Source organism: Pseudomonas sp. H3_D04, assembly GCF_054669175.1.
The window spans coordinates 4,640,206-4,663,479 of sequence record NZ_CP162801.1 but is presented as its reverse complement, the minus strand read 5'-3'; the positions used below and the strand labels follow the sequence as shown (position 1 = coordinate 4,663,479).

The following is a 23,274-nucleotide window of genomic DNA, read 5'->3' as shown; positions in this document are numbered from 1 at the left end:
CGGGCTGGGTGTTACAGGTAAATAATCTCGATCGTCCCCGCGCCATCGAGCTCGATGGCGCGGCTCAGGTCCAGGCTGTGGGTGGGGGCGATAACGGCGTCGACGGTCACTGTGGTGCTGAGGTTCTGGATCAGCACCGGGCCGGCACTGCTGCCGTCGTTGTCGGTGAACGCCAGGTAACGGCTTTTGCCGATAGCGATCGGGTTGGCGCTGCCGGTGTTCCAGGCTGTGCCGGCGATGCTGGAGTGGGTTTGATAAAGGCGGGCGAAGCCGTCGGCATTGGCGTCGGCCGGGTCGACGTGCAGTGAAAAACGGCCAATCCTGTTGCCGCTGCCGTCCTTGCCCAGGCCGTAGTCGATCTCGCTGTCGAGCATCGCCGAGCCTGAGCGGTTGTCGTGCATGATCAAGGCGAAGGACGTCGGCGCGTCGCAGCCGACCCTCAGCGTCAAGGACTTGGGCGGCAGGCGTGTGTCCTGGTCTGCGTGCAGGTCTTTTTTCGACAGGGTGCCGAAGTCGACCACGCCGCCGTTGGACAGCACCGGCTCGCAGGCCGCCGGAGCGAAGCGGGCGCGCAAGGTCGCCTCGCGGGTGCGTCCGGCGGCGACGGCGTCGAACACCCCGAAGGCTTCCCAGGTCACCGCGTCACGCACCTGCATGCCTTGCTCTTGAACCCAGGCCGTCAGCTGAAGCTGGGCCGAGAAACTGCGCCCTTGCACCGCCACGCCGGCCTGCACCGGGACGATCCCGTGCTCCGGTCGCCAGATCAGGCTCGACGCCATTTCTGCCGGCGGCTGACCGACCCCGGCAATCAACCCGATCTCGACCGATTGGCCATCGAGCACGGCATCGCGAATACGCATCTGATAGCTGCCGCGTTCGGCAAAGTGAAAGCGTTCGGCGGTCGCGGCCATCGCCCGGTAGAACAGGCTCATGTCGATGGGCTGCGCACAGCTCAAGGTCAGGCTGAGCTGGCGTTCACCGAGGTTGCGCTCCGGTGCGGCATCAGGCCGTATCGCCCGGTTCATCAGCCCGTAATCGAGCACCGGCTGGCTCAGGTTGAACTGGCAGTCGTCCATGGACGCCGAGGCCACTGGCGTGAATCCACTCAGTGCCAGGAGCGCGAGGGTCAATAGCAGAAAGTGCAACAGGTTCATGAAGTCATCCTCAGAGGGCTCGGCACTTGGCGGGGGCGGTTTCGTAGTACGCGTCGGCGTCGGCGTCGGTGGGCAGCTCAAAGCGCAGTTCGCAGCGCTCCAGCTCCGGCGCGCTGATCCACAACGCACGGCGGTCGAGCGCGTTGGGCAAGAACACCAGGCCGCCGTCCTGCACCAGGGTCACGAACTCGCCATCCTCGGTGTTCACGGAGGCACCGCGCGGCAGGGGCGCGCCGTTGGCGGTGGTGGCCTTGAGTAAGGCCCGGCGGGTCATCGTGATGCCGAATTCAACGTTGTCGACGGCGCCGCGACCGGCCGAAATCACCGCCAGCCCGTTGTGAATGTCGGCGTTGCGCGGCAGGGTTTTGGTGTCGACTTCCACCGGGCTTTTGCCATAAGCCGTCACTTGCGGGATCACCGCCTGACCTTGCCAGTCGGTCCAGACCGGACCGCTGGGCGTCGACACTTTGATGGAACCCATGTCACCGACCGACAGCAACGCAAAGGTGTCGCTCACCGGGTACGGCGACAGCGTCACGCCACCGCCATGCAGCACGGCGCCACCGCGAGCGCTGGCTTGATAGCTGGAGCGCTCGGCATCGGCGCGGGTGTAATTGAGATCGAGCTGGGTGTAGCGCGGTAGCAGCGACACGCCGGCCGTGGATTGCACCTGTTTGTCGCGCGTGTCGTGTTCGACGCCAACCCGGTAACCCAGCTGATCGTTGACCCGTTCACTCAAGCCCACGCCGCTGCGGTATTCGCCGGCGGAACGGCGTACCCAGCTGCGTGCCCGGCGGTTCTCACCCAGCGGAATGCTGAGGTTCAGGTAGATGCTGTCATCGTTGCCGTTCGAACCGCTGAGCTGCCATTCGGCGGTCGCCGAGACGGATACGCCCGCGATGCTGGTGCCCCAGGATGCGAGGGCGCGGCTGCTGCTTTGGCCGTCGAACGAACTGGACCGGCTGAAGCCGCTGCTGAAGGCGCCGAGCCATGGATGCGACCATGACAGGGCCGCGCTTTGCTGATCGCGGTAACGTGACTGGCTGTTGTCGGACGTGTTGGCGAACACCGCCTCCTCCAGTTCCCGGTAGCCCAGGGTTCGGTAAGAACTGCCGGCACTGAGCGCCCACTGCTCGTTCAACCGATGCGAGACGTTCAGGTCGGCTTGAAGCCCCTGGCTGGCGTGTCTGCCGCTGGCGTCCGCGCCGGTCAGCGTGGCTTGCACCTGAGTGAACGGCGAGGGCAACAGGCCGACGCTGGCACCCGCCGCGCGATAGTCGGCGGCGCCGGTGAGGCCGGCGCTGAGCAATAGTTGCGGGGCGAGCGCACCGCTCCAGCCGCCGCTGATGACCCAGGGATCGCCTCCCTGAGCGTCACCGACACTGCGCACCTGACCGGCGCCCAGCGAATAACCGGGCGCTGGCAAACTGACCCCCAACATCGCGGCCGGCACGGTAAAACGGCGCTCGCTGCCATCGGTCTCCTTGATCGTGACTTCCACGTCGGAACGCGTGTTGAGCCGCCGCACGTTGGTGAGCACGAACGGGCCGGCGGGTACCACCGTGGAATGGATCAGCGAACCGTTTTGCCGGACCTCGACCTGGGCCTGACTGTTGGCGATCCCTTCAATGACCGCGCTTTGCCCTTCGACCTGCAGGGCTTGTTCATTCAGCACTTGCACGCCGGTGATCTGCGCACCGGCGAGCACCGGGTTGTAGAGGTTGATCTGACCCGCCTGCAACACCGCTTCCTGGCTGGCGAAAGTCCGCTGGGCGTAGGCCGCAATATGAGTCGTTGTGGACACGTCGTCCTGCCAGGTCTGCACCTGGCGGCTGCGCACGATCCAGTCACCGGCATTGAAGCCGAGTTCGGTGTTGGCCGAGGCGTAGCGGCTGGTGCTGTCGCCGGAACGGCTGTGCAAACCGGTGACGTCGTAGTTGATCAAGCCGGCGACACCACCGGTTTGATAGCCGGAAAAATCCCGGGCAGTGGGGCGTATCGCATCGGTGGGCACGATCAGCGACAGGGCCAGGCCAGCGGGGTTCGGTTCGATGACGGTCTGCGGCGCGCGGCCTAGAAAGTCATGGCATGGGCCATCGTCCAGCGTAAGCGCGGGCACCGTTAGGTTCGCCGCATCGAGCAGCGTGCGATCGAAGCACAACGCCCCTTCGCGATCGAACGTGACGTCGACCCGGCCATGACGCTGGCCGTTGACGGTGAGCGTGACAGGGTGGCGGCCGGCCGTGAACTGCGGCGCCTGCATCAGCAGCGTCGCCAGCGCCGGATCGATGCCGCGCTGCCGTAACGTGTCTTTGTCGAACGACGCTGGCATCGACACCTCACCGTAGGCATCGAGCATCATCAGCGCGTTGCTCAGCAGCACCGCCAATATGGTTCGCTGCCATGGATGAGGGCGAGCGCCGTCGCGAATAACGGGCACGGCTTCGCCATCACGGTAATTCGATACTGTGTTCATCAGGATCACTTGGGTTATTGCGGCGTGCGGTTACAGGCACGCCTGTGGCAACGGCCAAGGGGCCGTCGCCTTGAAACATGGGCGCTCATCGTTCCTTGATGACGCCGTCAGGGTGGTTCAGGACTGGATGGGCGCCTCGTAATGCGGCACGGCAAAGCCGTAGACCGTCGCCGGTTGAAAACGCACCTGCGTGGCGGCGCCTTCGGGCACCTTGATGCTGATGTGCTCACCGGGCAGCACGTAGGTTTTCGGCAGCATCGCGTTGCCCGCGGCCGGTAACAATTGCACTTCCTGGCCCAGACGCACCACGTAAGGCGTGTCGTTGCGCACGGTCAGTTGACCGTCTTTCAGCGACCATTGCAGGTCGGTCCACGGCGTGCGATTGGGCGCCAGGCCTTTGGGGTGCAGGATCACCGGCAAGTTCTGGCGCACCGTCACGCCGACTCGGGCCTGACCTGCCTCGGCAGGCGCTTTGCCTTGGGGGATGCCTTCGAAGATCACCCGCTTCAAGCGCTGAGTGAGCAGCGGTTTGTCCGTTTGCAGAATGAACCGCACCAATTGGGTTTTGCCCGCTTCGACGCGCGCCAGGGGGGCGTCACGAACACCAGCGATTCGCTGTCTTCGGCAATGTCTTCGAGGGTGACGTGCATCAACGCCAGGTTGGCATCGGTGTTGGTCACCGACACGGACGCTTCGCCGTCAGCCTCGTTGACGATGACCACCGAAGTGTTCGGCACCATGCCGTCGGCCTGGGCGTGTGCGGTCAGCAGCAGGGCGAATGCGCCGATGCCCGAATGGAACAGATGACGGGTGACACTGGAAAACATCGTCATGACGTGTCTCGTTGAATGGTTTTAAAAAGGAGCCTGGATTACCGGCCTATCGATAATTCAGCTGCACGGTGACATGCCCGTCGATGGGGATTTCGTCGGTCAGCGTCAGGTCGTTCGCGCGAACGATGGTGGTAAACGCCGTGAGCCGCGCGCGCAAATTCTTGATGGCGATCGGTGTACCCAGGTCGTTCAACGCCGCGAACGCGGTCCGGCCGGCGTGTCCCAGGTAGGAAGACACTCGCCAGGAGGCACCGTCGTTCAAGGACATGATGGTTTTCACCGCCGCCCCATCGGCCACCGTATCGAACAGACCGAACGCAACACTGCCCAGGTTTTGGTCGTCATTGACGACGCCCAGCCCGTGACTGTTAGGGTGAAAGACGGAAGAGCCTTCGCGGTTGTCGATCGTCGTCAGGGTAAACCGCGTGGCGGCATCACAATTCACCTCCAGATACAGCGTGCCGTTTTCCAGGGCCGTGGGCTGGTCAGGTCTCAGATCTTTCACCGTCACTTTGCCGTGGTCGACGATGCCGCCGCCGGACAGGCTGGGCGTGCAGGCGCCGGGTGTAATCAGGCCGGTAACGCTCAGCTCGGTGCTGCTGGCGGCCAGGGCTGCGGGGGCACAGATGAGCAACAGGGGCGCCAATCGAGCGAGGGAGCATCTTTCCATGATGGTTCGTCCTTTGAGTGAGCGGGCATTGCCGTGGGCCGGGCGTTGCTCGTTGATGACGGAGGGTTACAGGTACTTGATCTGTAGGGTTGCGGAGCCGTCGAGCGTCACTTCGTCGGTCAGGGTCAGGCCGTTGGTGGGGGCGATGCCGGTACGCACATACAGATCAAGGCTCAATTCCTTCATCGCGATGGGAGCAATGACGGTCCCCTGAGCACCGACACTCCAGATGTTGTTGACCCCCCAGAATGCTGTCGACCCTTCCTTAAGCCAGGTCTTGCCGCCATCAGTGGAGAGAATGGCTTGAGCTTGGGTGGCGTCCGCCATCACATTGCGCGGAGCAACGCGAAAGTGGCCCAGCTTTTCGTGGGTATTGATCAGCCCCAGACCAAAGTAATTGCCCGACGTGCCTGTGCCTGCACGGTTATCAATCGGGCTGATCGCAAACGGCGTAGCCGCATCGCAGTTCACTGTCATTTGCATGATTATTTCAGGCAAGTAAGTGTGCTTGTCGGGATTGAGGTCTTGTACGGAAAACTTGCCGTGATCGGCAATACCGCCGCCGGCCAGTGCTGGTGTGCATGCATTTGGCGTGATCAGACCCTTCACGGTCAGGTCCGTGCTGGAGGCAGCAATAACGGACGATGCGCCAGTCAGCAGCAAAGTAGCCGTCAGGAGGGTTATGTATTTGTTCATGCGTCGACGCTTCCTTGATGAAAGATGATTGAGGAGTTGCCCGGAGCGGGCAGGGCGCAATCTATCGGTCGAGGTCGCCGGACGAAATGCAACTAATACGAAAAAGGCGGGGCGAGTGTATGAAAGGTCAGGGCGGGCTACAGGTCGTCATCGTTCGACCTGTTGTCTGTAGTCTTTTGGTGTGAGCTGCGTAGCTTTAAAACGTAGGGCGGTTCCTTTTGTTTTATCAGAGAAAGGACAGGGGCCCGGATCCGTTGAGGACGGTGGTTGAGCGGTCGAGATTGGTCGTTGTGGTCGGAATAGGACGGCGTTACTTTTCGCGTATTCCAGTCACCACACAGGATAAATCCGACAATGCGCGTAATTATTGCTGACGACCATCCTGTCGTCCGCATCGGGTTACGGATGCTCATCGATCTAAGCCGGACGTGTGTGATCGTGGGTGAGGCCGATGGCCCGGACAGCCTGTTGAGCCTGCTCTCGACCACGCCATGCGATCTGTTGATCACGGACTTCTCCATGCCGGGCAACCAACAGGCCGACGGACTGAAGATGCTGAGCACGGTTCGACGTCACTACGCTTCGACGCCGATCATTCTGGTCACCATGTTTGCCAACGTTGCGACGCTCAGGGTGGCATTCGCGCAAGGCGTGATGGCGATCGTGGCCAAGGATGCCTCGGCGACGGAGCTCCCTCTGGCAATCAAATCAGTGGGTGAAGGGCGGCGTTTCATCAGCGAGTCCTTGCGTACCGCGCTGGCTCAGGCAGACGTCGAGGCTCATTCGCATTCCCCTTCGCTGTCGGCCAAAGAACATGAAGTGGTGAGAATGCTCGCCAGCGGCATGACCGTCAGTGAGATCGCGAGCTATTTCAAACGCAGTGTGTCGACCATCAGTAAACAAAAAAGCATGGCCATGCAGCGGCTGGGCATTTCCACGGATGTGGATCTCTTCGCTTATGCCCGGGACAACGGCATGGTGCACTAGGCGACAGCGCACCCCAGGGTATTCCCGCCACGAATGCCGATAGTGTTCCGCGCATTTGTTGACTATCGTGCAGGCAATCCTTCAAACGTCCGGAGCCTGCCCATGAGTGATGCCAACCGCGCATTGATCACCCAGTTCTACCAAGCCTTCCAGCGGCTGGATGCCGAGGCCATGAGCGCCTGCTATACCGATGATGTGCTGTTCAGCGATCCGGCATTCGGCGAATTGCGCGGACGCGATGCCGGGGACATGTGGCGCATGCTGACGACTCGGGCGAAGGATTTTTCCCTGACGTTCGACAACGTTCGCGCCGAGGACCGCACGGGCGGCGCGCATTGGGTCGCGACCTATCTGTTCAGCCAGACCGGCAACACGGTGGTCAATGATATTCAGGCGCAGTTCGTGTTTCGTGACGGCAAGATCTGCGAGCACCATGACAGCTTCGATATGTGGGCCTGGTCGCGCCAGGCGCTGGGTTTCAAAGGCCTGCTGCTGGGCTGGACTCCGGCGGTAAGAAATGCCGTTCGCGCTCAGGCGTTGAAGGGGCTGAAGGCATTCCAGGCCAGTCGCTGATAAGATCGCGGCTTGTTTCCTTTCAAGCCTTGATCGTGACGTGACTACCCTCAGCGAAATCCCCGCCGATGCCGACACACCGGTGAGTAAACCCTGGTTCGTCTACCTCGTTCGCGCGGCCAATGGTTCGCTGTACTGCGGGATCAGCGACGATCCTGTGCGCCGCTTCGCTACCCACCAAAGTGGCAAGGGCGCACGCTTCTTCCTCTCCAGCCCTGCCGTTGCCTTGGTCTACACAGAAGTCTGCCGCGACAAAAGCGAAGCCTTGCGACAGGAACGCTTGATCAAAAAACTCAGGAAAAGCGCCAAGGAATGTCTGGTCGCAAGCGCCGTCGCGGGCTTATCAACCTGACTGATAAGTGCCCATCAGGCAGACCTGTAGGCTGCTCCCGAATTGCGCGCTAAGCTGCGGATTCCTAATCCGTGCGGCGGAGCCGAGCATGTCCGAGTTGATTCTTCATCATTACCCGACGTCCCCTTTCGCCGAAAAGGCCCGCTTGCTGCTGGGTTTCAAGGGGTTGTCCTGGCGCTCGGTAAAGATCGCGCCGGTCATGCCAAAACCCGATCTGACCGCCCTGACCGGTGGCTACCGCAAGACGCCAGTGCTGCAGGTTGGCGCAGATATTTACTGCGACACATCGCTGATCGCCCGTCGACTGGAGCAGGAGAAAGCCTTGCCGGCCTTCTTCCCGGAAGGCCAGGAAATGATCGCCGCGACGTTCGCCGCCTGGGCCGATTCGGTGGTATTCCAGCATGCCGTGAGCCTGGTGTTTCAACCGGAATCGATCGCGGTGCGTTTCGGCAATCTGCCGCCGGAAGCGATCAAGGCGTTTCTCGCTGATCGCGCCGGACTCTTCAGTGGTGGCAGCGCGACAAAGTTGTCCGCCGAGCAAGCCCGGCATCAATGGCCGACAATCATGGCGCGCCTGGAGCAGCAGCTTGAGCGCGAGCAGGGCGACTTTCTGTTCGGCGAGCCATCGATTGCCGACTTCGCGCTGGCCCATCCGATGTGGTTCCTCAAGGCCACGCCCGTGACCTCGCCGTTGGTTGATGCATATCCGGCGGTGTCGGCGTGGTTGGGTCGCGTGATGGGGTTCGGGCATGGCGCGTTCAGCGAGATGACCTCCGAGGCCGCGCTGGAGGTTGCGCGTAATGCCACACCCGCCGCGCTACCGGACGAGCAGTTCGATGAGCCGAACGGGTTTGAGCCTGGCCAGCAGGTGGTCATCGCGGCAACGGATTACGGCGTTGATCCGGTGGCGGGTGAGTTGTTGTTTGTGGGCAGAGAGGAATTGATTCTGCGTCGTGAAGACGAGCGGGCCGGAGTGGTGCATGTGCACTTTCCGCGGTTCGGGTTCCGCCTCGAAAAACACTGATACACCGACCTGTGGCGAGGGGTTGAGTGAGCCAATGGGTTACTTCAGGGCGGCGAGGATTTCATCCGGGTCATACCCGCGAATCAACGTCCCGTTCACATCGATCAGCGGAATCCCGCGTCCACCCAGCGCCTCATATGCCTTGCGTGCCTCGGCATCCTTTTCGATATCGAATTCCTTGTACGGAATGCCTTTCTGATCGAGAAAGCGTCGGGTCAGCTTGCAGTAGCCACACCATTCGGTCGCGTAGAGCACGACGTTGGCCTTGGCCTGGGTCTGCTCGGACACCACTTGGCTGGGACTGAACACCCGCTCGATCTTGCCCCAGTTCTGGTAAACCACGACCACCAGCAGGATCAGCAGGAATTTCTTCAGCACGCCGTTCAGCATCAGTTGCGTCGCTTCAGCTGATCGGTCAGCTGCGTGGGCAGGCCCTTGATAATCAGTGTGCCGGCCTCTTCGTCGTATTCGATCTTCGAGCCCAGCAGGTGCGCTTCGAAGCTGATGGACAGGCCCTCGGCGCGGCCGGTGAAGCGGCGGAACTGGTTCAACGTGCGTTTATCCGCCGGGATCTCCGGAGACAAGCCGTAATCCTTGTTGCGGATGTGATCGTAGAAGGCTTTCGGGCGCTCTTCGTCGATCAGCTCGGAGAGTTCTTCCAGGCCCATCGGTTCGCCGAGCTTGGCCTGGCTGCTGGCGTAATCGACCAGGGTCTTGGTTTTCTCGCGGGCGGATTCTTCCGGCAAATCTTCGCTTTCAACGAAATCACTGAAGGCCTTGAGCAAGGTACGGGTTTCGCCGGGGCCGTCGACGCCTTCCTGGCAACCGATAAAGTCGCGGAAATACTCCGACACCTTTTTTCCGTTCTTGCCTTTGATGAATGAAATGTACTGCTTGGACTGCTTGTTGTTCTGCCACTCGGACACGTTGATCCGCGCGGCCAGGTGCAACTGGCCCAGATCCAGGTGACGGGACGGGGTCACGTCCAGCTGATCGGTCACTGCAACGCCTTCGCTGTGGTGCAACAGGGCGATCGCCAGGTAATCGGTCATGCCCTGCTGGTAATGCGCGAACAGCACGTGGCCGCCCACGGAGAGGTTCGACTCTTCCATCAGCTTTTGCAGGTGTTCCACCGCCACCCGGCTGAACGCCGTGAAATCCTTGCCGCCCTCGAGGTACTCCTTCAGCCAGCCGCTGAACGGATGCGCCCCGGACTCGGCATGGAAGAATCCCCAGGCCTTGCCTTGTTTGGCGTTGTAGCTCTCGTTGAGGTCGGCAAGCATGTTCTCGATGGCGCTCGATTCGGCCAGTTCCGAGTCGCGGGCGTGGAGAACTGCGGGTGTGCCGTCGGGTTTTTTGTCGATCAGGTGGACGATGCAATGACGGATCGGCATGGGCTTCTCGGCTGATTGAAGAGAGGAGGGCGTGCTCCCCCAAAAAGTGCCAAGTGTACCGCAACCACTGGTTTTGGCGCGGTTCGTAGGGTAATTCGCAGCCGTGCGACGACCCTTATGCAGTTTTTTCCCGTTTTAGAGCAATAAAGCTGACCAAATGGGTAGCTAGAGGCGGATATTTCCCCGTCTCTGTGCTAGTTTTGCCCCGTCTTACGCGAAGTCACTGCGTTAAGCGTGCATTCAGCATTTGTCAGGTCGAACCAAACCCTGATTTCGGTATCTATAACCCCGATCCAGTGGTTATTGGCCGAGGGTGCCAGATCCAGAAGATCGGGCTCGATGGCTGACACTGCACTCTGCAATCCATATGAATTTGATAGGGAAGGAACACTACATGGCTCTTACTAAAGACCAACTGATCGCCGACATCGCTGAAGCTATCGACGCGCCAAAAACCACCGCGCGTAACGCTCTGGACCAACTGGGCCAAATCGTTGCCGATCAGCTGGAAAACGGCGGCGAAATCACTCTGCCAGGTATCGGCAAACTGAAAGTGACTGAGCGTCCAGCCCGTACCGGCCGTAACCCTTCGACTGGCGCTGCCATCGAAATCGCTGCCAAGAAAGTTATCAAGCTGGTTGTGGCCAAAGGCCTGACCGACGCTGTTAACAAGTAAGACGCAGTAAAAAAAGCCGTGCTCCGGAGCAATCCGGGCACGGCTTTTTTGTGTCTGTGATTCAGTGACTGACCTGAAAACACCGCTAACCCCATGTAGGAGTGAGCCTGCTCGCGATGGCGCTGCATCAGTCGACATCATCGTTAACTGACACGCCGCTATCGCGAGCAGGCTCACTCCTACAGTTGATCTGCGGTGGTCAGTGACTCAGCTCTTGCGAGCCCAACGTTCGCGCCAGACCTGCTGCTCGGACTTGGTCTGGAAGGTCCAGGCGACGAAGCGGCTTTGCTTCTGCCCCTGGGACATTTCCACGACCTGGCTTTCCAGAACACCGGCCTTTTTCAGCGCCGTCTGGATCGAAGGCAGGTTAGAAGCCTTCGACACCAAGGTGCTGAACCACAAGACCTTGTGCTGGAAGTGCGCACTCTCGGCGATCAGTTGCGTCACAAACCGTGCTTCGCCACCCTCACACCACAATTCTGCCGATTGACCGCCAAAGTTCAGCACCGGCAGTTTGCGTTTAGGATCGGCGCGGCCCAAAGCGCGCCATTTACGCTCGCTGCCTTTGGTCGCTTCGTCCATCGAAGCATGGAACGGCGGGTTGCACATGGTCAGGTCAAAGCGTTCGCCGGGTTCCAGTAAGCCCAGCAGAATGTGCTTGGGATTGCTTTGCTGACGCAACTGGATGGCTTTGTTCAGTCCGTTGGATTGCACGATGGCTTTGGCCGCAGCCACCGCAGTCGGGTCGATTTCCGAACCGAGGAAGTGCCAGCGGTAGTCGCTGTAGCCGATCAACGGATAGACGCAGTTGGCGCCCATGCCGATATCGAGCACTTTGACCGGTGCGCCACGAGGGATTTCGCCGTCGTTGACGCTGGCCAGCAGGTCGGCCAGGAAGTGCACGTAATCGGCACGGCCCGGAACCGGTGGGCAGAGGTAATCGGCCGGGATATCCCAATGGGCGATACCGTAGAACGACTTGAGCAGCGCCCGGTTGAACACCCGCACCGCATCCGGGCTGGCGAAGTCGATGCTTTCCTTGCCATAGGGGTTGATGATCACGAACTTCGCCAGTTCCGGCGTGGTTTTGATCAGCGCCGGGAAGTCGTAGCGACCCTGATGGCGGTTGCGCGGGTGCAGGCTGGCCTTTTCGCGCGGCTCAACGGCTTTGGCCGGTGTCGCGGTGTCGGGCTTCTTGCGCGCAGGTCTTGGAGTGCGGGGGGCGTTCATGGGCGTGGTCGATTCGGGTATGGCTAAAAGTGGCGGGTATTGTCCCACAGTCGATAGCCGCGTGGGGATCCTGTAGGAGCGAGGCTTGCCCGCGAAAGCGATCTGTCTGCCACCTCAATGCCAGACATGACGGCCCCTTCGCGGGCAAGCCTCGCTCCTACAGGAAGCGGTTTGCGGTGTATGGGGGGAATGTGGCGGGCATAAAAAAGGGAGGCCCTTGGCCTCCCTTTTTCATCGCGATTGACCGTTACAGGCTGGCAATCCGCGCATGCTGCTCGGCCAACTTGCCCAAAGCCTGTTCAGCCTCAGCCAGTTTGGCGCGTTCTTTCTCGATGACTTCGGCCGGAGCCTTGTCGACGAAACCGGCATTGGACAGCTTGCCGCCCACCCGCTGAACTTCGCCCTGCAGACGCAGGATTTCCTTGTCCAGGCGTGCCAGTTCGGCGTCCTTGTCGATCAGGCCGGCCATCGGCACCAGCACTTCCATCTCGCCCACCAGTGCGGTGGCGGACAGCGGTGCTTCTTCGCCGGCAGCCAACACCGTGATCGATTCGAGGCGAGCCAGCTTCTTCAGCAGGGCTTCGTTCTCGGTGAGACGACGCTGGTCTTCGGCGCTAACGTTCTTCAGGAACAGGTTCAGCGGCTTGCCCGGGCCGATGTTCATCTCGGCGCGAATGTTGCGCGTGCCGAGCATCAGCGTCTTCAGCCACTCGATGTCATCTTCGGCACTTTGATCGATGCGCGCTTCATTGGCCACGGGCCAAGGTTGCAGCATGATCGTCTTGCCTTCGATACCGGCCAGCGGCGCGACGCGCTGCCAGATTTCTTCGGTGATGAACGGCATGAACGGGTGCGCCAGGCGCAGGGCAACTTCCAGCACCCGAACCAGGGTGCGGCGGGTGCCGCGCTGACGTTCGACCGGGGCGTTTTCGTCCCACAGCACAGGCTTGGACAGTTCCAGGTACCAGTCGCAATACTGGTTCCAGATGAACTCGTACAAGGCTTGTGCGGCCAGGTCGAAGCGGAACTGGTCGAGCTGACGGGTTACTTCGGCTTCGGTGCGTTGCAGCTGCGAGATAATCCAGCGGTCCGCCAGCGACAGTTCGTAAGCCTCGCCGTTCTGGCCGCAGTCTTCGCCCTTGTCCAGAACATAACGCGCGGCGTTCCAGATCTTGTTGCAGAAGTTGCGATAGCCTTCTACGCGGCCCATGTCGAACTTGATGTCGCGACCGGTGGACGCCAGCGAGCAGAAGGTGAAGCGCAGGGCGTCGGTGCCGTAGCTGGCGATGCCGTCGGCGAACTCTTCGCGGGTCTGCTTCTCGATCTTCTTCGCCAGTTTCGGCTGCATCATGCCGGAGGTGCGTTTCTGCACCAGCTCTTCGAGCTCGATACCGTCGATGATGTCCAGCGGGTCCAGGACGTTGCCCTTGGACTTGGACATCTTCTGGCCCTGGCCATCGCGGACCAGACCGTGAACATAAACGGTCTTGAACGGAACCTGCGGCGTACCGTCTTCGTTCTTCACCAGGTGCATGGTGAGCATGATCATCCGGGCGACCCAGAAGAAAATGATGTCGAAGCCAGTCACCAGCACATCGGTGGAGTGGAATTTCTTCAGGAACTCGGTCTGCTCAGGCCAACCGAGGGTGGAGAATGTCCACAGGCCCGAACTGAACCAGGTGTCGAGAACGTCGTTGTCCTGTTGCAGCGCAACGTCCGGGCCGAGGTTGTTCTTGGCACGCACTTCGGCTTCGTCGCGACCGACATAGACCTTGCCCGACTCGTCGTACCAGGCCGGAATCCGGTGGCCCCACCACAGCTGACGGCTGATGCACCAATCCTGGATGTCGCGCATCCACGAGAAGTACATGTTTTCGTATTGTTTCGGCACGAACTGAATGCGGCCGTCTTCAACCGCAGCGATGGCCGGCTCGGCCAATGGCTTGGTAGAGACGTACCACTGGTCGGTCAGCCACGGCTCGATGATGGTGCCGGAGCGGTCGCCTTTCGGCACTTTCAGGGCATGATCGTCGACGCTGACCAGCAAGCCAGCGGCATCGAAGGCGGCCACAATCTGCTTGCGCGCTTCGAAACGGTCCAGACCGGCGTATTCGGCCGGAAGCGTGCCGTCGATGCTTTCGTTGAGCGTGCCGTCGAGGTTGAACACCTGACAGGCCGGCAGTACGGCGGCGTTCTTGTCGAAGATGTTCAGCAGCGGCAGGTTGTGGCGCTTGCCGACTTCGTAGTCGTTGAAATCGTGGGCCGGGGTGATTTTCACGCAACCGGTGCCGAATTCAGGATCGCAGTAATCGTCGGCGATGATCGGGATGCGGCGGCCGACCAGCGGCAACTCGACAAATTTACCGATCAGGGCCTGGTAGCGCTCGTCGTTCGGGTTAACCGCGACGGCGGCGTCGCCGAGCATGGTTTCCGGGCGAGTGGTCGCGACGATCAGGTAGTCCTTGCCTTCGGCCGTCTTGGCGCCATCGGCCAGCGGGTATTTCAGGTTCCACAGGAAACCTTTCTCGTCGTGGTTTTCCACTTCGAGGTCGGAAATCGCCGTGTGCAACTTGGTGTCCCAGTTGACCAGGCGCTTGCCGCGATAGATCAGGCCGTCTTCGTGCAAACGCACGAACGCTTCTTTAACGGCTTCCGAGAGACCGTCGTCCATGGTGAAGCGCTCGCGGCTCCAGTCGACGGACGAGCCGAGGCGGCGGATCTGACGGCTGATGTTGCCGCCGGACTGATCCTTCCACTCCCAGACTTTCTCGAGGAATTTTTCCCGGCCCAGATCGTGACGATTCTGGCCCTGGGCTTCGAGTTGGCGTTCCACCAGCATCTGCGTGGCGATACCGGCGTGGTCGGTGCCCGGCTGCCACAGGGTGTTGCGACCCTGCATGCGGCGGAAACGGATCAGGGCGTCCATGATCGCGTTGTTGAAGCCGTGACCCATGTGCAGGCTGCCGGTGACGTTCGGCGGCGGGATCATGATGGTGTAGGACTCGCCCGCGCCTTGCGGGGCGAAGTAATTCTCTGACTCCCAAGTGTTGTACCAGGAAGTTTCAATGGCGTGCGGCTGGTAGGTCTTATCCATGCGCGGCGGGACCCTATTGGCATTTATTCAGGAAAAGCCGGCAAGTATAGCGGGGCATGGGGCAGAGGGCGAGCAGGGGCAGACCGGGCGCAGATCAAATGTGGAATGATCCTGTGGCGAGGGAGCTTGCTCCCGCTGGGGCGCGAAGCGGCCCCGATAACCGCAAGTCAGGTGTGTCAGGTACACCGTGTGTTCAGGTTTTGCGGTTGCTTTGCAACCTAGCGGGAGCAAGCTCCCTCGCCACAGACGCCCGCTCGACTCAGTGTTATTCGTACTGGCTGAGCAACCGTTCCATCCGCGCATCCAGCCGGCGCTTGATCTCGGTTTCGATATGCGGTGCGAAGTCGTCGATCACGTCTTGCATGATCAACAGCGCTGCCGCACGCAGTTCACTGTCCAGGTGCAGCAAGGCGTCGGGGCCTTTGCTGGCCGCGGGTGCCGGTTGCGCGGCAGGGGCGGGCGGTGTCGGTTCGACGGTCTGCGGCGCAGCGCTGACGGAGTCGAACAGCATGGGAATCTGTTCCTGGTCACCTTCGATGACCGTGTCGGTCAGCAGCGGCGGTTGCAGGTTGTCATCGCCGAGCAGTTGGCGGATCGACTCAAGGTCATCCAGCAGGTGCGCGGACTTTTGTTGCGGTTTTGGAGTGTCCATCGGAATGCTCAGAGTCGCTGTAAACGGTGATCTTGCAGAGGATAGCCCTGTTCGCGATAGAAACGGAAACTCTCCCGCGCGGCCGCTCGAATCGTCGGATCCTCCACCACCACTTCCGCTACACGGGCGAACTTGCTGGCAAAGGCCGGGACTTTCAGGGCAAGGTTGACCAGCAGATCCTGATGCGGACCGCAGTCATCGCCAAGACCCAGGACAATCAAGCTATCCGGCTCACTTTCGGCAGGACCGTGAGGCACGAAGCTTTCGCCCTTGAAGGCCCACAAACGCGCGTCGAGATCCTCGCGTTGGGCGGCATCGCTGCAATGCAGGTAAATGCGGTGGCCCATGCGCCAGGCTTTTTCGGTGAGCTTGCAGGCGAAATCCAGCCGTGCCGACGGATCGGCGCTGGGCAGGACATAGAAGTCGACTTTGGTCATTGCGGTTCCTGAGCCCGGGGCTGCGTTACTCGAAAGCAACGCAGCCCGAGGTCATCGGTTTCAGGCTTTGGCGCGGTCCAGCAGGTATTGGGTCAGCAACGGAACCGGACGGCCAGTGGCGCCCTTGTCCTTGCCGCCGCTGGTCCATGCGGTGCCGGCGATGTCCAGGTGCGCCCAGTTCAGGTTCTTGGTGAAGCGCGACAGGAAGCAGGCGGCGGTGATGGTGCCGGCTTTCGGGCCGCCAATGTTGGCGATGTCGGCGAACGGGCTGTCCAGCTGCTCTTGGTACTCATCGAACAGCGGCAGTTGCCAGGCGCGGTCATCGGCGGCTTTGCCGGCGCTCAGCAGTTGAGCGATCAGCTCGTCGTTGTTGCCCAGCAGGCCGGAGGTGTGCGCGCCCAGTGCAACGACGCAAGCGCCGGTCAGGGTCGCGATGTCGATCACGGCTTGCGGCTTGAAGCGCTCGGAGTAGGTCAGGGCATCGCACAGCACCAGACGGCCTTCGGCGTCGGTGTTGAGGATTTCCACGGTCTGGCCGCTCATGGTGGTGACGATGTCGCCCGGGCGCGAAGCATTGCCGCTCGGCATGTTCTCGGCGCACGCCAGGATGCACACCAGGTTGATCGGCAGTTTCAGCTCGAGCACGGCACGCAGGGTGCCGAACACGCTGGCTGCGCCGCCCATGTCGTACTTCATTTCATCCATGCCCAGGCCAGGCTTGAGGCTGATGCCGCCGGTATCAAAGGTGATGCCTTTGCCGACCAGTGCGTAAGGTTTCTCGGATTTCTTGCCGCCGTTGTATTGCATGACGATCAGGCGCGGTGGCTGGGCGCTGCCCTGGCCCACGGCGTAGAACGAGCCCATGCCCAGGTCCTTGATCTTCTTCTCATCGAGGACTTCGACTTTCAGGGTCTTGAATTCCTTGCCCAGGTTCTTGGCTTGTTCGCCAAGGAAAGTCGGGTGGCAGATGTTCGGCGGCAGGTTGCCCAGGTTGCGGGTGAACGCCATGCCATTGGCAATCGCAGTGGCGTGGGCCACAGCGCGCTCGACTTCGGCCTGTGCCGCCTTGATGGTCACCAGGGTGATTTTCTTCAGGGAGCGAGGTTCGGCTTTCTGGCTCTTGAACTGGTCGAAGGTGTATTCGCCATCCACCAGGGTTTCGGCCAGCAGGCGGGTCTTGCCGTAGCTGTCGCGGCCCTTGACCACGATTTCGTCCAGCGCCAGAACAGCGTCGGTGCCGCCCAGGCCTTTAAGGGTATTGAGGACGCCGGCGATGATTTTACGGAACGGGCGGTCGCCCAGCTCTTCGTCCTTGCCCACGCCGACCAGCAGAACGCGTTCGGCCTTGAGGTTCGGCAGGCTGTGCAGCAGCAGGCTCTGGCCGACTTTGCCGGCCAGGTCGCCGCGCTTGAGTACAGCGCTGAGGGCGCCGCCGCTCAGTTCGTCGAGTTGTCTGGCAGCGGCGCCGAGCTTGCGGCCTTCGCCGACGGCGACCACCAGAGTGGCGGTCTTCAACGTTTCTGGGCTAACGCTCTTTACAACCAGTTCCATGTCCGGGTCCCTGAATGAATGGTCAACGTGCGCGGGCAAAACGGCGGCGCACAGACGCTTGCTTATAGATAGAAAGACGCAGGTCACGGCCCGCGACAAAGGCCGCAGTTTGAACCTCGCTCCCTGCGCCTGACAACCCTCGGTTGTACGATCTTCAACGCATTACCCGCCTGCTTGAGCATGCGCAGTGACAGGCGCACCCAATCACAGGATAATGCGCCAACTTTTTCGGCGGCTCTGCCCTGCGGGCTGTCTGATACGTTTGCTTGTTTGGCCGCCTTAGCCTGACAACCCTGGAGTGTCTGGTTTGATTGTCTTCCGTTATCTGTCCCGCGAAGTCCTGTTGACCTTGAGCGCCGTCAGCGCCGTGCTGCTGGTCATCATCATGAGTGGGCGCTTCATCAAATACCTTGCCCAGGCGGCCTCGGGCCTGCTGGATCCGGGCTCCCTGTTCCTGATCATGGGCTTTCGTCTGCCAGGTTTCCTGCAACTGATCCTGCCGTTGGGCCTGTTTCTCGGGATCCTGCTGGCCTACGGTCGCCTGTACCTTGAAAGCGAAATGACCGTGTTGTCGGCCACCGGCATGAGCCAGCAACGTCTGTTTGCCATGACGCTGTTTCCGGCCACGCTGGTTGCGCTGGTCGTGGCCTGGCTGAGTCTGAGCCTGGCGCCACAAGGTGCCAATCAGTTCCAGTTGCTGCTGAACAAGCAGGATGCGCTGACCGAGTTCGATACCCTTGAGCCGGGTCGCTTCCAGGCGCTACGTGACGGGACTCGGGTGACCTACACCGAAACGCTGTCGGATGATCGCATCAACCTCGGTGGCGTGTTCATTTCGCAAAAGAACATCTCGTCCGATAAGAAGGATCGCGGGATCTCCGTGCTGGTGGCCGAGAAGGGTCGTCAGGAAATCCGCCCTGACGGCAATCGCTACCTGATTCTCGACAACGGCTATCGCTACGACGGTAACCCGGGGCAGGCCGACTACCGGGCGATCAAGTACGAGGAATACGGCGTATTGCTGCCCAAGCCGGACGTCAGCGACGAAGTCACCGACCGCGATGCAATGACCACCCGTTCCTTGATCGGCAGCGATGACATTCGTTCGCGCACTGAGCTGCAATGGCGTCTGTCCCTGCCGTTGCTGGTGTTCATCGTGACCTTGATGGCGGTGCCGCTGTCGCGGGTCAATCCACGTCAAGGCCGTTTCCTCAAGCTGCTGCCGGCGATTCTTCTTTATATGGCTTACCTGAGCATCCTGATTGCCGCGCGCGGCGCCCTCGAAAAAGGCAAGATCCCGCCGGCGCTGGGGTTGTGGTGGGTTCACGGCATCTTCCTGGCCATTGGCCTGGGCTTGCTCTACTGGGAGCCGTTGCGCTTGAAGATGGCGAGTCGCCGCAGTGCGCTGGAGGTGGCTCGTGGTTAAGCTCGATCGCTACATTGGTAGCAGCGTATTCGTAGCCATCCTGGCGGTGCTGGGGATTATCCTTGGCCTGGCGACCCTGTTTGCCTTCATCGATGAGATGAGTGAGGTCAGCGACACCTACACCTTGGTGGACGTCTTGAGCTACGTCTTGCTGACCGCGCCCCGTCGTTTGTACGACATGTTGCCGATGGCGGCACTGATCGGTTGCCTGATCGGCCTTGGTAGCCTGGCCAGCCACAGCGAACTGACGATCATGCGCGCCGCCGGTGTGTCGGTCGGCCGGATCGTCTGGGCCGTCATGAAGCCGATGCTGGTGCTGATGGTGGCGGGGGTGCTGATCGGCGAGTACGTCGCGCCGGCCACCGAAGTCACCGCTCAGGCCAACCGTTCCCTGGCTCAGGGTGGCGGCGATGCACAGAGCGCCAAGCATGGCTTGTGGCATCGCCAGGGTGACGAGTTCATTCACGTCAACTCTGTGCAGCCGAACGGTCTGCTGTACGGCGTCACCCGTTATCGTTTCGACAATGAGCGTCATATGCTGTCGTCCAGCTTCGCCAAGCGGGCGAAGTTCGATCAGGATCACTGGCAGTTGAGCGACGTCACCACCACGCTGTTCCATGAAAAGAGCACCGAAGTGGTCACTGCACCGGAAGAGCGTTGGGATGTTGCCTTGAGTCCGCAACTGCTGAGCACGGTGGTGATGTCGCCTGACACGCTGTCGATCAGCGGTCTGTGGGGTTACATCCACTACCTGGCTGATCAGGGCCTGAGCAACGGCCGTTACTGGCTGGCATTTTGGGTCAAGGTGTTGCAGCCGCTGGTGACCGCCGCGCTGGTACTGATGGCGATTTCCTTTATCTTCGGGCCATTGCGCTCGGTGACCCTTGGTCAGCGGGTCTTCACTGGCGTGCTGGTCGGCTTCACCTTCCGCATCGTCCAGGATTTGCTGGGGCCTTCGAGCCTGGTGTTCGGTTTTTCGCCGCTGTTTGCGGTGTTGGTTCCGGCCGGTGTCTGTGCCCTGGCCGGTGTCTGGCTGTTGCGCCGAGCCGGCTGATCAGGGCGTTTCCCCGACCTCGCTGGTGATAAAAAACGCCCCTGTCGCAAGACCGGGGCGTTTTTGTAGGTGCCGTCTGACCTGCGAACGTGACGCTTGCGCCGTGGATCAGGTACAATTCCCGGCTATTTTTCGGCGGGCTATGCCTGCAGCCTTTTTGAGTGTTGATCCGTGAGTGATTTGAGTCATATCCGCAATTTCTCCATCATCGCCCACATTGACCATGGCAAGTCGACGCTGGCCGATCGCTTCATCCAGATGTGCGGCGGCCTTGCCGAGCGCGAAATGGAAGCCCAGGTGCTGGACTCCATGGACCTGGAACGTGAACGCGGGATCACCATCAAGGCCCACAGCGTCACCCTGTATTACACCGCTCGCGATGGCATCAAGTACCAGCTGAACTTCATTGACACCCCGGGCCACGTTGACTTCACCTACGAAGTCAGCCGGTCGCTGGCGGCCTGTGAAGGTGCGTTGCTGGTGGTCGATGCCGGTCAGGGCGTTGAAGCGCAGTCTGTAGCCAACTGCTACACGGCGATCGAGCAGGGCCTGGAAGTCATGCCGGTCCTGAACAAGATCGACCTGCCGCAGGCCGATCCGGACCGCGTCAAAGAAGAAATCGAAAAAATCATCGGCATCGATGCCACCGATGCGGTCGAGTGCAGTGCCAAGACCGGCCTGGGCGTCGACGAAGTGCTCGAACGCCTGGTTCACACCATTCCTGCGCCGACCGGCAACTACGAAGATCCGCTGCAAGCGTTGATCATCGACTCCTGGTTCGACAACTACCTGGGCGTTGTTTCCCTGGTCCGCGTGCGTCACGGTCGTGTGAAGAAGGGCGACAAGATCCTGGTCAAGTCCACCGGCAAGATCCACCTGGTGGACAGCGTCGGTGTCTTCAACCCGAAACACACCGCCACCGTTGACCTGAAAGCCGGCGAAGTGGGCTTCATCATTGCCGGCATCAAGGACATTCACGGTGCACCGGTCGGTGACACCCTGACCCTGAGCTCCACGCCGGACGTTGACGTGCTGCCAGGCTTCAAACGTATCCAGCCGCAGGTCTATGCCGGCCTGTTCCCGGTCAGCTCCGACGACTTCGAAGATTTCCGTGAAGCCCTGCAAAAGCTCACGCTCAACGATTCGTCCCTGCAGTACACCCCGGAAAGCTCCGACGCCCTGGGCTTTGGCTTCCGTTGCGGGTTCCTCGGCATGCTGCACATGGAAATCATCCAGGAGCGCCTGGAGCGCGAGTACGACCTGGACCTGATCACCACGGCGCCGACCGTAATTTTCGAGCTGTTGCTGAAAACCGGTGAAACGATTTACGTCGATAACCCGTCGAAGCTTCCAGACCTGTCCTCGATCGAAGACATGCGTGAACCAATCGTGCGGGCCAATATTCTTGTGCCGCAAGAGCACCTGGGCAACGTCATTACCCTGTGCATCGAGAAGCGTGGCGTGCAGCACGACATGCTGTTCCTCGGTACGCAGGTCCAGGTGACCTACGATTTGCCGATGAACGAAGTGGTCCTGGACTTCTTCGACCGTCTGAAGTCCACCAGTCGCGGCTATGCTTCGCTGGATTATCATTTCGATCGTTACCAGTCGGCTAATCTGGTGAAACTGGATGTGCTGATCAACGGTGACAAGGTCGACGCCCTGGCGCTGATCGTGCACAAGGATAACGCGCACTACAAAGGTCGCCAGTTGACCGAGAAAATGAAAGAACTGATTCCGCGCCAGATGTTCGACGTCGCGATCCAGGCCGCCATTGGCGGGCAGATCATTGCGCGGACCTCCGTCAAGGCACTCAGAAAGAACGTATTGGCCAAATGCTACGGCGGTGACGTTAGCCGTAAGAAAAAACTGCTTGAAAAGCAAAAGGCCGGTAAGAAACGCATGAAGCAAGTCGGCAACGTGGAAATTCCACAAGAAGCCTTCCTTGCGGTGCTCAGGTTGGATAGTTAGGTCCTATGTCACTAAATTTCCCGCTGTTGCTGGTCATCGCCGTGTTCGTCTGCGGCCTGTTGGCGTTGCTCGATCTGCTGTTCCTGGCGCCTCGGCGCCGGGCTGCCATCAACTCCTATCAGGGGAGTGTCAGCCAGGCTGACATGGTGGTCGTCGAGAAACTGAACAAAGAGCCGCTGCTGGTCGAATACGGCAAGTCGTTCTTCCCGGTGTTGTTCATCGTGCTGGTGCTGCGTTCGTTCCTGGTGGAGCCGTTCCAGATTCCTTCCGGCTCGATGAAACCGACCCTGGACGTCGGCGACTTCATTCTGGTGAACAAGTTTTCTTACGGGATCCGCTTGCCGGTGATCGACAAGAAAGTCATCGAAGTCGGTGATCCGCAGCGCGGCGATGTGATGGTGTTCCGCTACCCGAGCGATCCGAACGTCAACTACATCAAGCGTGTGGTGGGCCTGCCGGGCGACCAGATTCGCTACACCGCCGACAAGCGTCTGTTCGTCAACGGTGAATCGATTGCCGAACAACTGGTCGGCTCCGAGCCGGGCACGTTGGGCAGTGCCGAGCTCTACAAGGAAAAACTCGGTGTCGCCGAGCACCTGATTCGCAAGGAGATGAGCCGCTATCGCGCATCGCCGGACCGTTCATGGACCGTGCCGGCCGGGCATTACTTCATGATGGGCGACAACCGCGACAACTCCAACGACAGTCGCTACTGGGACGATCCGAGCATTCCCAAGGATCTGCTGGGCATGGTTCCCGACAAGAATATCGTCGGAAAGGCCTTCGCAGTCTGGATGAGCTGGCCGGAACCCAAACTCAGTCACCTGCCGAATTTCTCGCGGGTTGGCCTGATCAAGTAATCACACACGGCGCTGTTGAACACAGCGCCGAATGCATTTCTGGAGTCGGCACAATCGGCGCCAGAGGCATGAAAACAACGATATTCAGGATGTAATTTTTGAACACAGCGTTAATTGTCCCAAGCCTGCGTCGTATCACGGCCATGGCGGTGGAATCCAGCCAC

At 60.6% G+C, this 23,274-nt stretch carries 20 protein-coding genes and 1 pseudogene; 9 read left to right on the top strand and 12 right to left on the bottom strand.

The features are described 5' to 3' along the window. Positions 1 to 11: 11 nt before the first annotated feature. The 5 genes and pseudogenes from AB4N91_RS21630 to AB4N91_RS21610 form a co-directional block, all read right to left on the bottom strand. Positions 12 to 1,154 (bottom strand): DUF1120 domain-containing protein, encoded by a 1,143-nt coding sequence (locus AB4N91_RS21630; protein ID WP_077748271.1) that lies wholly within the window; start codon positions 1,152 to 1,154, stop codon positions 12 to 14. 10 nt (positions 1,155 to 1,164) lie between these two features. Further along, positions 1,165 to 3,630, bottom strand: coding sequence for a fimbria/pilus outer membrane usher protein (locus AB4N91_RS21625; protein ID WP_460111767.1), 2,466 nt, complete (start codon positions 3,628 to 3,630; stop codon positions 1,165 to 1,167). A gap of 117 nt (positions 3,631 to 3,747) precedes the next feature. Beyond that, positions 3,748 to 4,463 (bottom strand): annotated as a pseudogene (locus tag AB4N91_RS21620) (fimbria/pilus chaperone family protein). A gap of 46 nt (positions 4,464 to 4,509) precedes the next feature. Beyond that, positions 4,510 to 5,133 (bottom strand): DUF1120 domain-containing protein, encoded by a 624-nt coding sequence (locus AB4N91_RS21615; RefSeq protein ID WP_010463082.1) that lies wholly within the window; start codon positions 5,131 to 5,133, stop codon positions 4,510 to 4,512. 66 nt (positions 5,134 to 5,199) lie between these two features. After that, entirely contained in the window at positions 5,200 to 5,829 is a 630-nt protein-coding gene (locus AB4N91_RS21610; RefSeq protein ID WP_010463081.1) for a DUF1120 domain-containing protein, read from the bottom strand. Between the two features lie 354 nt (positions 5,830 to 6,183). Between AB4N91_RS21610 and AB4N91_RS21605 the strand changes: the two genes are divergently transcribed. From AB4N91_RS21605 to AB4N91_RS21590, 4 genes are all read left to right on the top strand, one after another. Further along, positions 6,184 to 6,816, top strand: a complete 633-nt coding sequence (locus tag AB4N91_RS21605) for a response regulator (RefSeq protein ID WP_077748275.1) — start codon at positions 6,184 to 6,186, stop codon at positions 6,814 to 6,816. Positions 6,817 to 6,918: 102 nt separating this feature from the next. Further along, positions 6,919 to 7,389: a nuclear transport factor 2 family protein gene (locus tag AB4N91_RS21600; RefSeq protein WP_010463079.1), complete on the top strand. Its 471-nt coding sequence runs from the start codon at positions 6,919 to 6,921 to the stop codon at positions 7,387 to 7,389. Positions 7,390 to 7,429: 40 nt separating this feature from the next. Continuing rightward, positions 7,430 to 7,741 carry a GIY-YIG nuclease family protein gene (locus AB4N91_RS21595; RefSeq protein WP_154911841.1) on the top strand — a complete coding sequence of 104 codons (312 nt, stop codon included), beginning with the start codon at positions 7,430 to 7,432 and terminating at the stop codon, positions 7,739 to 7,741. Between the two features lie 88 nt (positions 7,742 to 7,829). Further along, positions 7,830 to 8,765, top strand: a complete 936-nt coding sequence (locus tag AB4N91_RS21590) for a glutathione S-transferase family protein (protein WP_460111766.1) — start codon at positions 7,830 to 7,832, stop codon at positions 8,763 to 8,765. Positions 8,766 to 8,804: 39 nt separating this feature from the next. On the opposite strand, the gene AB4N91_RS21585 is transcribed toward AB4N91_RS21590, so the two are convergent. Further along, complete coding sequence (locus AB4N91_RS21585) at positions 8,805 to 9,155, bottom strand: glutaredoxin family protein (RefSeq protein WP_010463076.1); 351 nt, start codon at positions 9,153 to 9,155, stop codon at positions 8,805 to 8,807. Then, a complete protein-coding gene (gene yejK, locus AB4N91_RS21580; protein WP_010463075.1) occupies positions 9,155 to 10,159 on the bottom strand; it encodes a nucleoid-associated protein YejK in 1,005 nt (334 codons plus the stop codon). Before yejK ends, AB4N91_RS21585 begins: the two co-directional genes overlap by 1 nt. Positions 10,160 to 10,553: 394 nt before the next feature. Here yejK and AB4N91_RS21575 point away from each other — a divergent pair, with 394 nt between their 5' ends. Continuing rightward, a complete protein-coding gene (locus AB4N91_RS21575) occupies positions 10,554 to 10,835 on the top strand; it encodes an HU family DNA-binding protein (protein ID WP_007905514.1) in 282 nt (93 codons plus the stop codon). A gap of 207 nt (positions 10,836 to 11,042) precedes the next feature. Here AB4N91_RS21575 and rlmF read toward each other — a convergent pair whose 3' ends face one another. From rlmF to AB4N91_RS21550, 5 genes are all read right to left on the bottom strand, one after another. Further along, on the bottom strand, positions 11,043 to 12,065 hold the full coding sequence (rlmF, locus tag AB4N91_RS21570; RefSeq protein WP_010463074.1) for a 23S rRNA (adenine(1618)-N(6))-methyltransferase RlmF: 1,023 nt from the start codon (positions 12,063 to 12,065) through the stop codon (positions 11,043 to 11,045). Positions 12,066 to 12,312: 247 nt separating this feature from the next. After that, complete coding sequence (locus AB4N91_RS21565) at positions 12,313 to 15,159, bottom strand: valine--tRNA ligase (protein ID WP_102593950.1); 2,847 nt, start codon at positions 15,157 to 15,159, stop codon at positions 12,313 to 12,315. A gap of 265 nt (positions 15,160 to 15,424) precedes the next feature. Beyond that, entirely contained in the window at positions 15,425 to 15,811 is a 387-nt protein-coding gene (locus AB4N91_RS21560) for a hypothetical protein (protein WP_010463070.1), read from the bottom strand. 8 nt (positions 15,812 to 15,819) lie between these two features. After that, positions 15,820 to 16,248: a DNA polymerase III subunit chi gene (locus AB4N91_RS21555; RefSeq protein WP_102593949.1), complete on the bottom strand. Its 429-nt coding sequence runs from the start codon at positions 16,246 to 16,248 to the stop codon at positions 15,820 to 15,822. 60 nt (positions 16,249 to 16,308) lie between these two features. Then, positions 16,309 to 17,799, bottom strand: a complete 1,491-nt coding sequence (locus AB4N91_RS21550) for a leucyl aminopeptidase (RefSeq protein ID WP_460111765.1) — start codon at positions 17,797 to 17,799, stop codon at positions 16,309 to 16,311. A 307-nt stretch (positions 17,800 to 18,106) separates the two neighbouring features. Between AB4N91_RS21550 and lptF the strand changes: the two genes are divergently transcribed. The 4 genes from lptF (at position 18,107) to lepB (ending at position 23,110) form a co-directional block, all read left to right on the top strand. Continuing rightward, positions 18,107 to 19,225 (top strand): LPS export ABC transporter permease LptF, encoded by a 1,119-nt coding sequence (lptF, locus tag AB4N91_RS21545; RefSeq protein WP_010463065.1) that lies wholly within the window; start codon positions 18,107 to 18,109, stop codon positions 19,223 to 19,225. Then, the gene (gene lptG / locus AB4N91_RS21540; protein WP_077748280.1) at positions 19,218 to 20,279 is read left to right on the top strand and encodes an LPS export ABC transporter permease LptG; all 1,062 of its coding nucleotides are present in this window, start codon (positions 19,218 to 19,220) and stop codon (positions 20,277 to 20,279) included. Before lptF ends, lptG begins: the two co-directional genes overlap by 8 nt. A gap of 171 nt (positions 20,280 to 20,450) precedes the next feature. Then, complete coding sequence (gene lepA, locus AB4N91_RS21535; RefSeq protein ID WP_042932348.1) at positions 20,451 to 22,250, top strand: translation elongation factor 4; 1,800 nt, start codon at positions 20,451 to 20,453, stop codon at positions 22,248 to 22,250. A gap of 5 nt (positions 22,251 to 22,255) precedes the next feature. Further along, on the top strand, positions 22,256 to 23,110 hold the full coding sequence (lepB, locus tag AB4N91_RS21530) for a signal peptidase I (protein ID WP_010463058.1): 855 nt from the start codon (positions 22,256 to 22,258) through the stop codon (positions 23,108 to 23,110). Positions 23,111 to 23,274: the final 164 nt, after the last annotated feature.

Coding starts and splice junctions, on each gene's coding strand:
- rlmF (WP_010463074.1), bottom strand. CDS start 12,065: ATGAACGCCCCCCGCACTCCAAGACCTGCGCGCAAGAAGCCCGACACC.
- AB4N91_RS21560 (WP_010463070.1), bottom strand. CDS start 15,811: ATGGACACTCCAAAACCGCAACAAAAGTCCGCGCACCTGCTGGATGAC.
- AB4N91_RS21630 (WP_077748271.1), bottom strand. CDS start 1,154: ATGAACCTGTTGCACTTTCTGCTATTGACCCTCGCGCTCCTGGCACTG.
- AB4N91_RS21550 (WP_460111765.1), bottom strand. CDS start 17,799: ATGGAACTGGTTGTAAAGAGCGTTAGCCCAGAAACGTTGAAGACCGCC.
- AB4N91_RS21590 (WP_460111766.1), top strand. CDS start 7,830: ATGTCCGAGTTGATTCTTCATCATTACCCGACGTCCCCTTTCGCCGAA.
- AB4N91_RS21625 (WP_460111767.1), bottom strand. CDS start 3,630: ATGAACACAGTATCGAATTACCGTGATGGCGAAGCCGTGCCCGTTATT.
- AB4N91_RS21610 (WP_010463081.1), bottom strand. CDS start 5,829: ATGAACAAATACATAACCCTCCTGACGGCTACTTTGCTGCTGACTGGC.
- AB4N91_RS21605 (WP_077748275.1), top strand. CDS start 6,184: ATGCGCGTAATTATTGCTGACGACCATCCTGTCGTCCGCATCGGGTTA.
- yejK (WP_010463075.1), bottom strand. CDS start 10,159: ATGCCGATCCGTCATTGCATCGTCCACCTGATCGACAAAAAACCCGAC.
- lepB (WP_010463058.1), top strand. CDS start 22,256: ATGTCACTAAATTTCCCGCTGTTGCTGGTCATCGCCGTGTTCGTCTGC.
- AB4N91_RS21585 (WP_010463076.1), bottom strand. CDS start 9,155: ATGCTGAACGGCGTGCTGAAGAAATTCCTGCTGATCCTGCTGGTGGTC.
- AB4N91_RS21555 (WP_102593949.1), bottom strand. CDS start 16,248: ATGACCAAAGTCGACTTCTATGTCCTGCCCAGCGCCGATCCGTCGGCA.
- AB4N91_RS21575 (WP_007905514.1), top strand. CDS start 10,554: ATGGCTCTTACTAAAGACCAACTGATCGCCGACATCGCTGAAGCTATC.
- AB4N91_RS21615 (WP_010463082.1), bottom strand. CDS start 5,133: ATGGAAAGATGCTCCCTCGCTCGATTGGCGCCCCTGTTGCTCATCTGT.
- AB4N91_RS21565 (WP_102593950.1), bottom strand. CDS start 15,159: ATGGATAAGACCTACCAGCCGCACGCCATTGAAACTTCCTGGTACAAC.
- AB4N91_RS21600 (WP_010463079.1), top strand. CDS start 6,919: ATGAGTGATGCCAACCGCGCATTGATCACCCAGTTCTACCAAGCCTTC.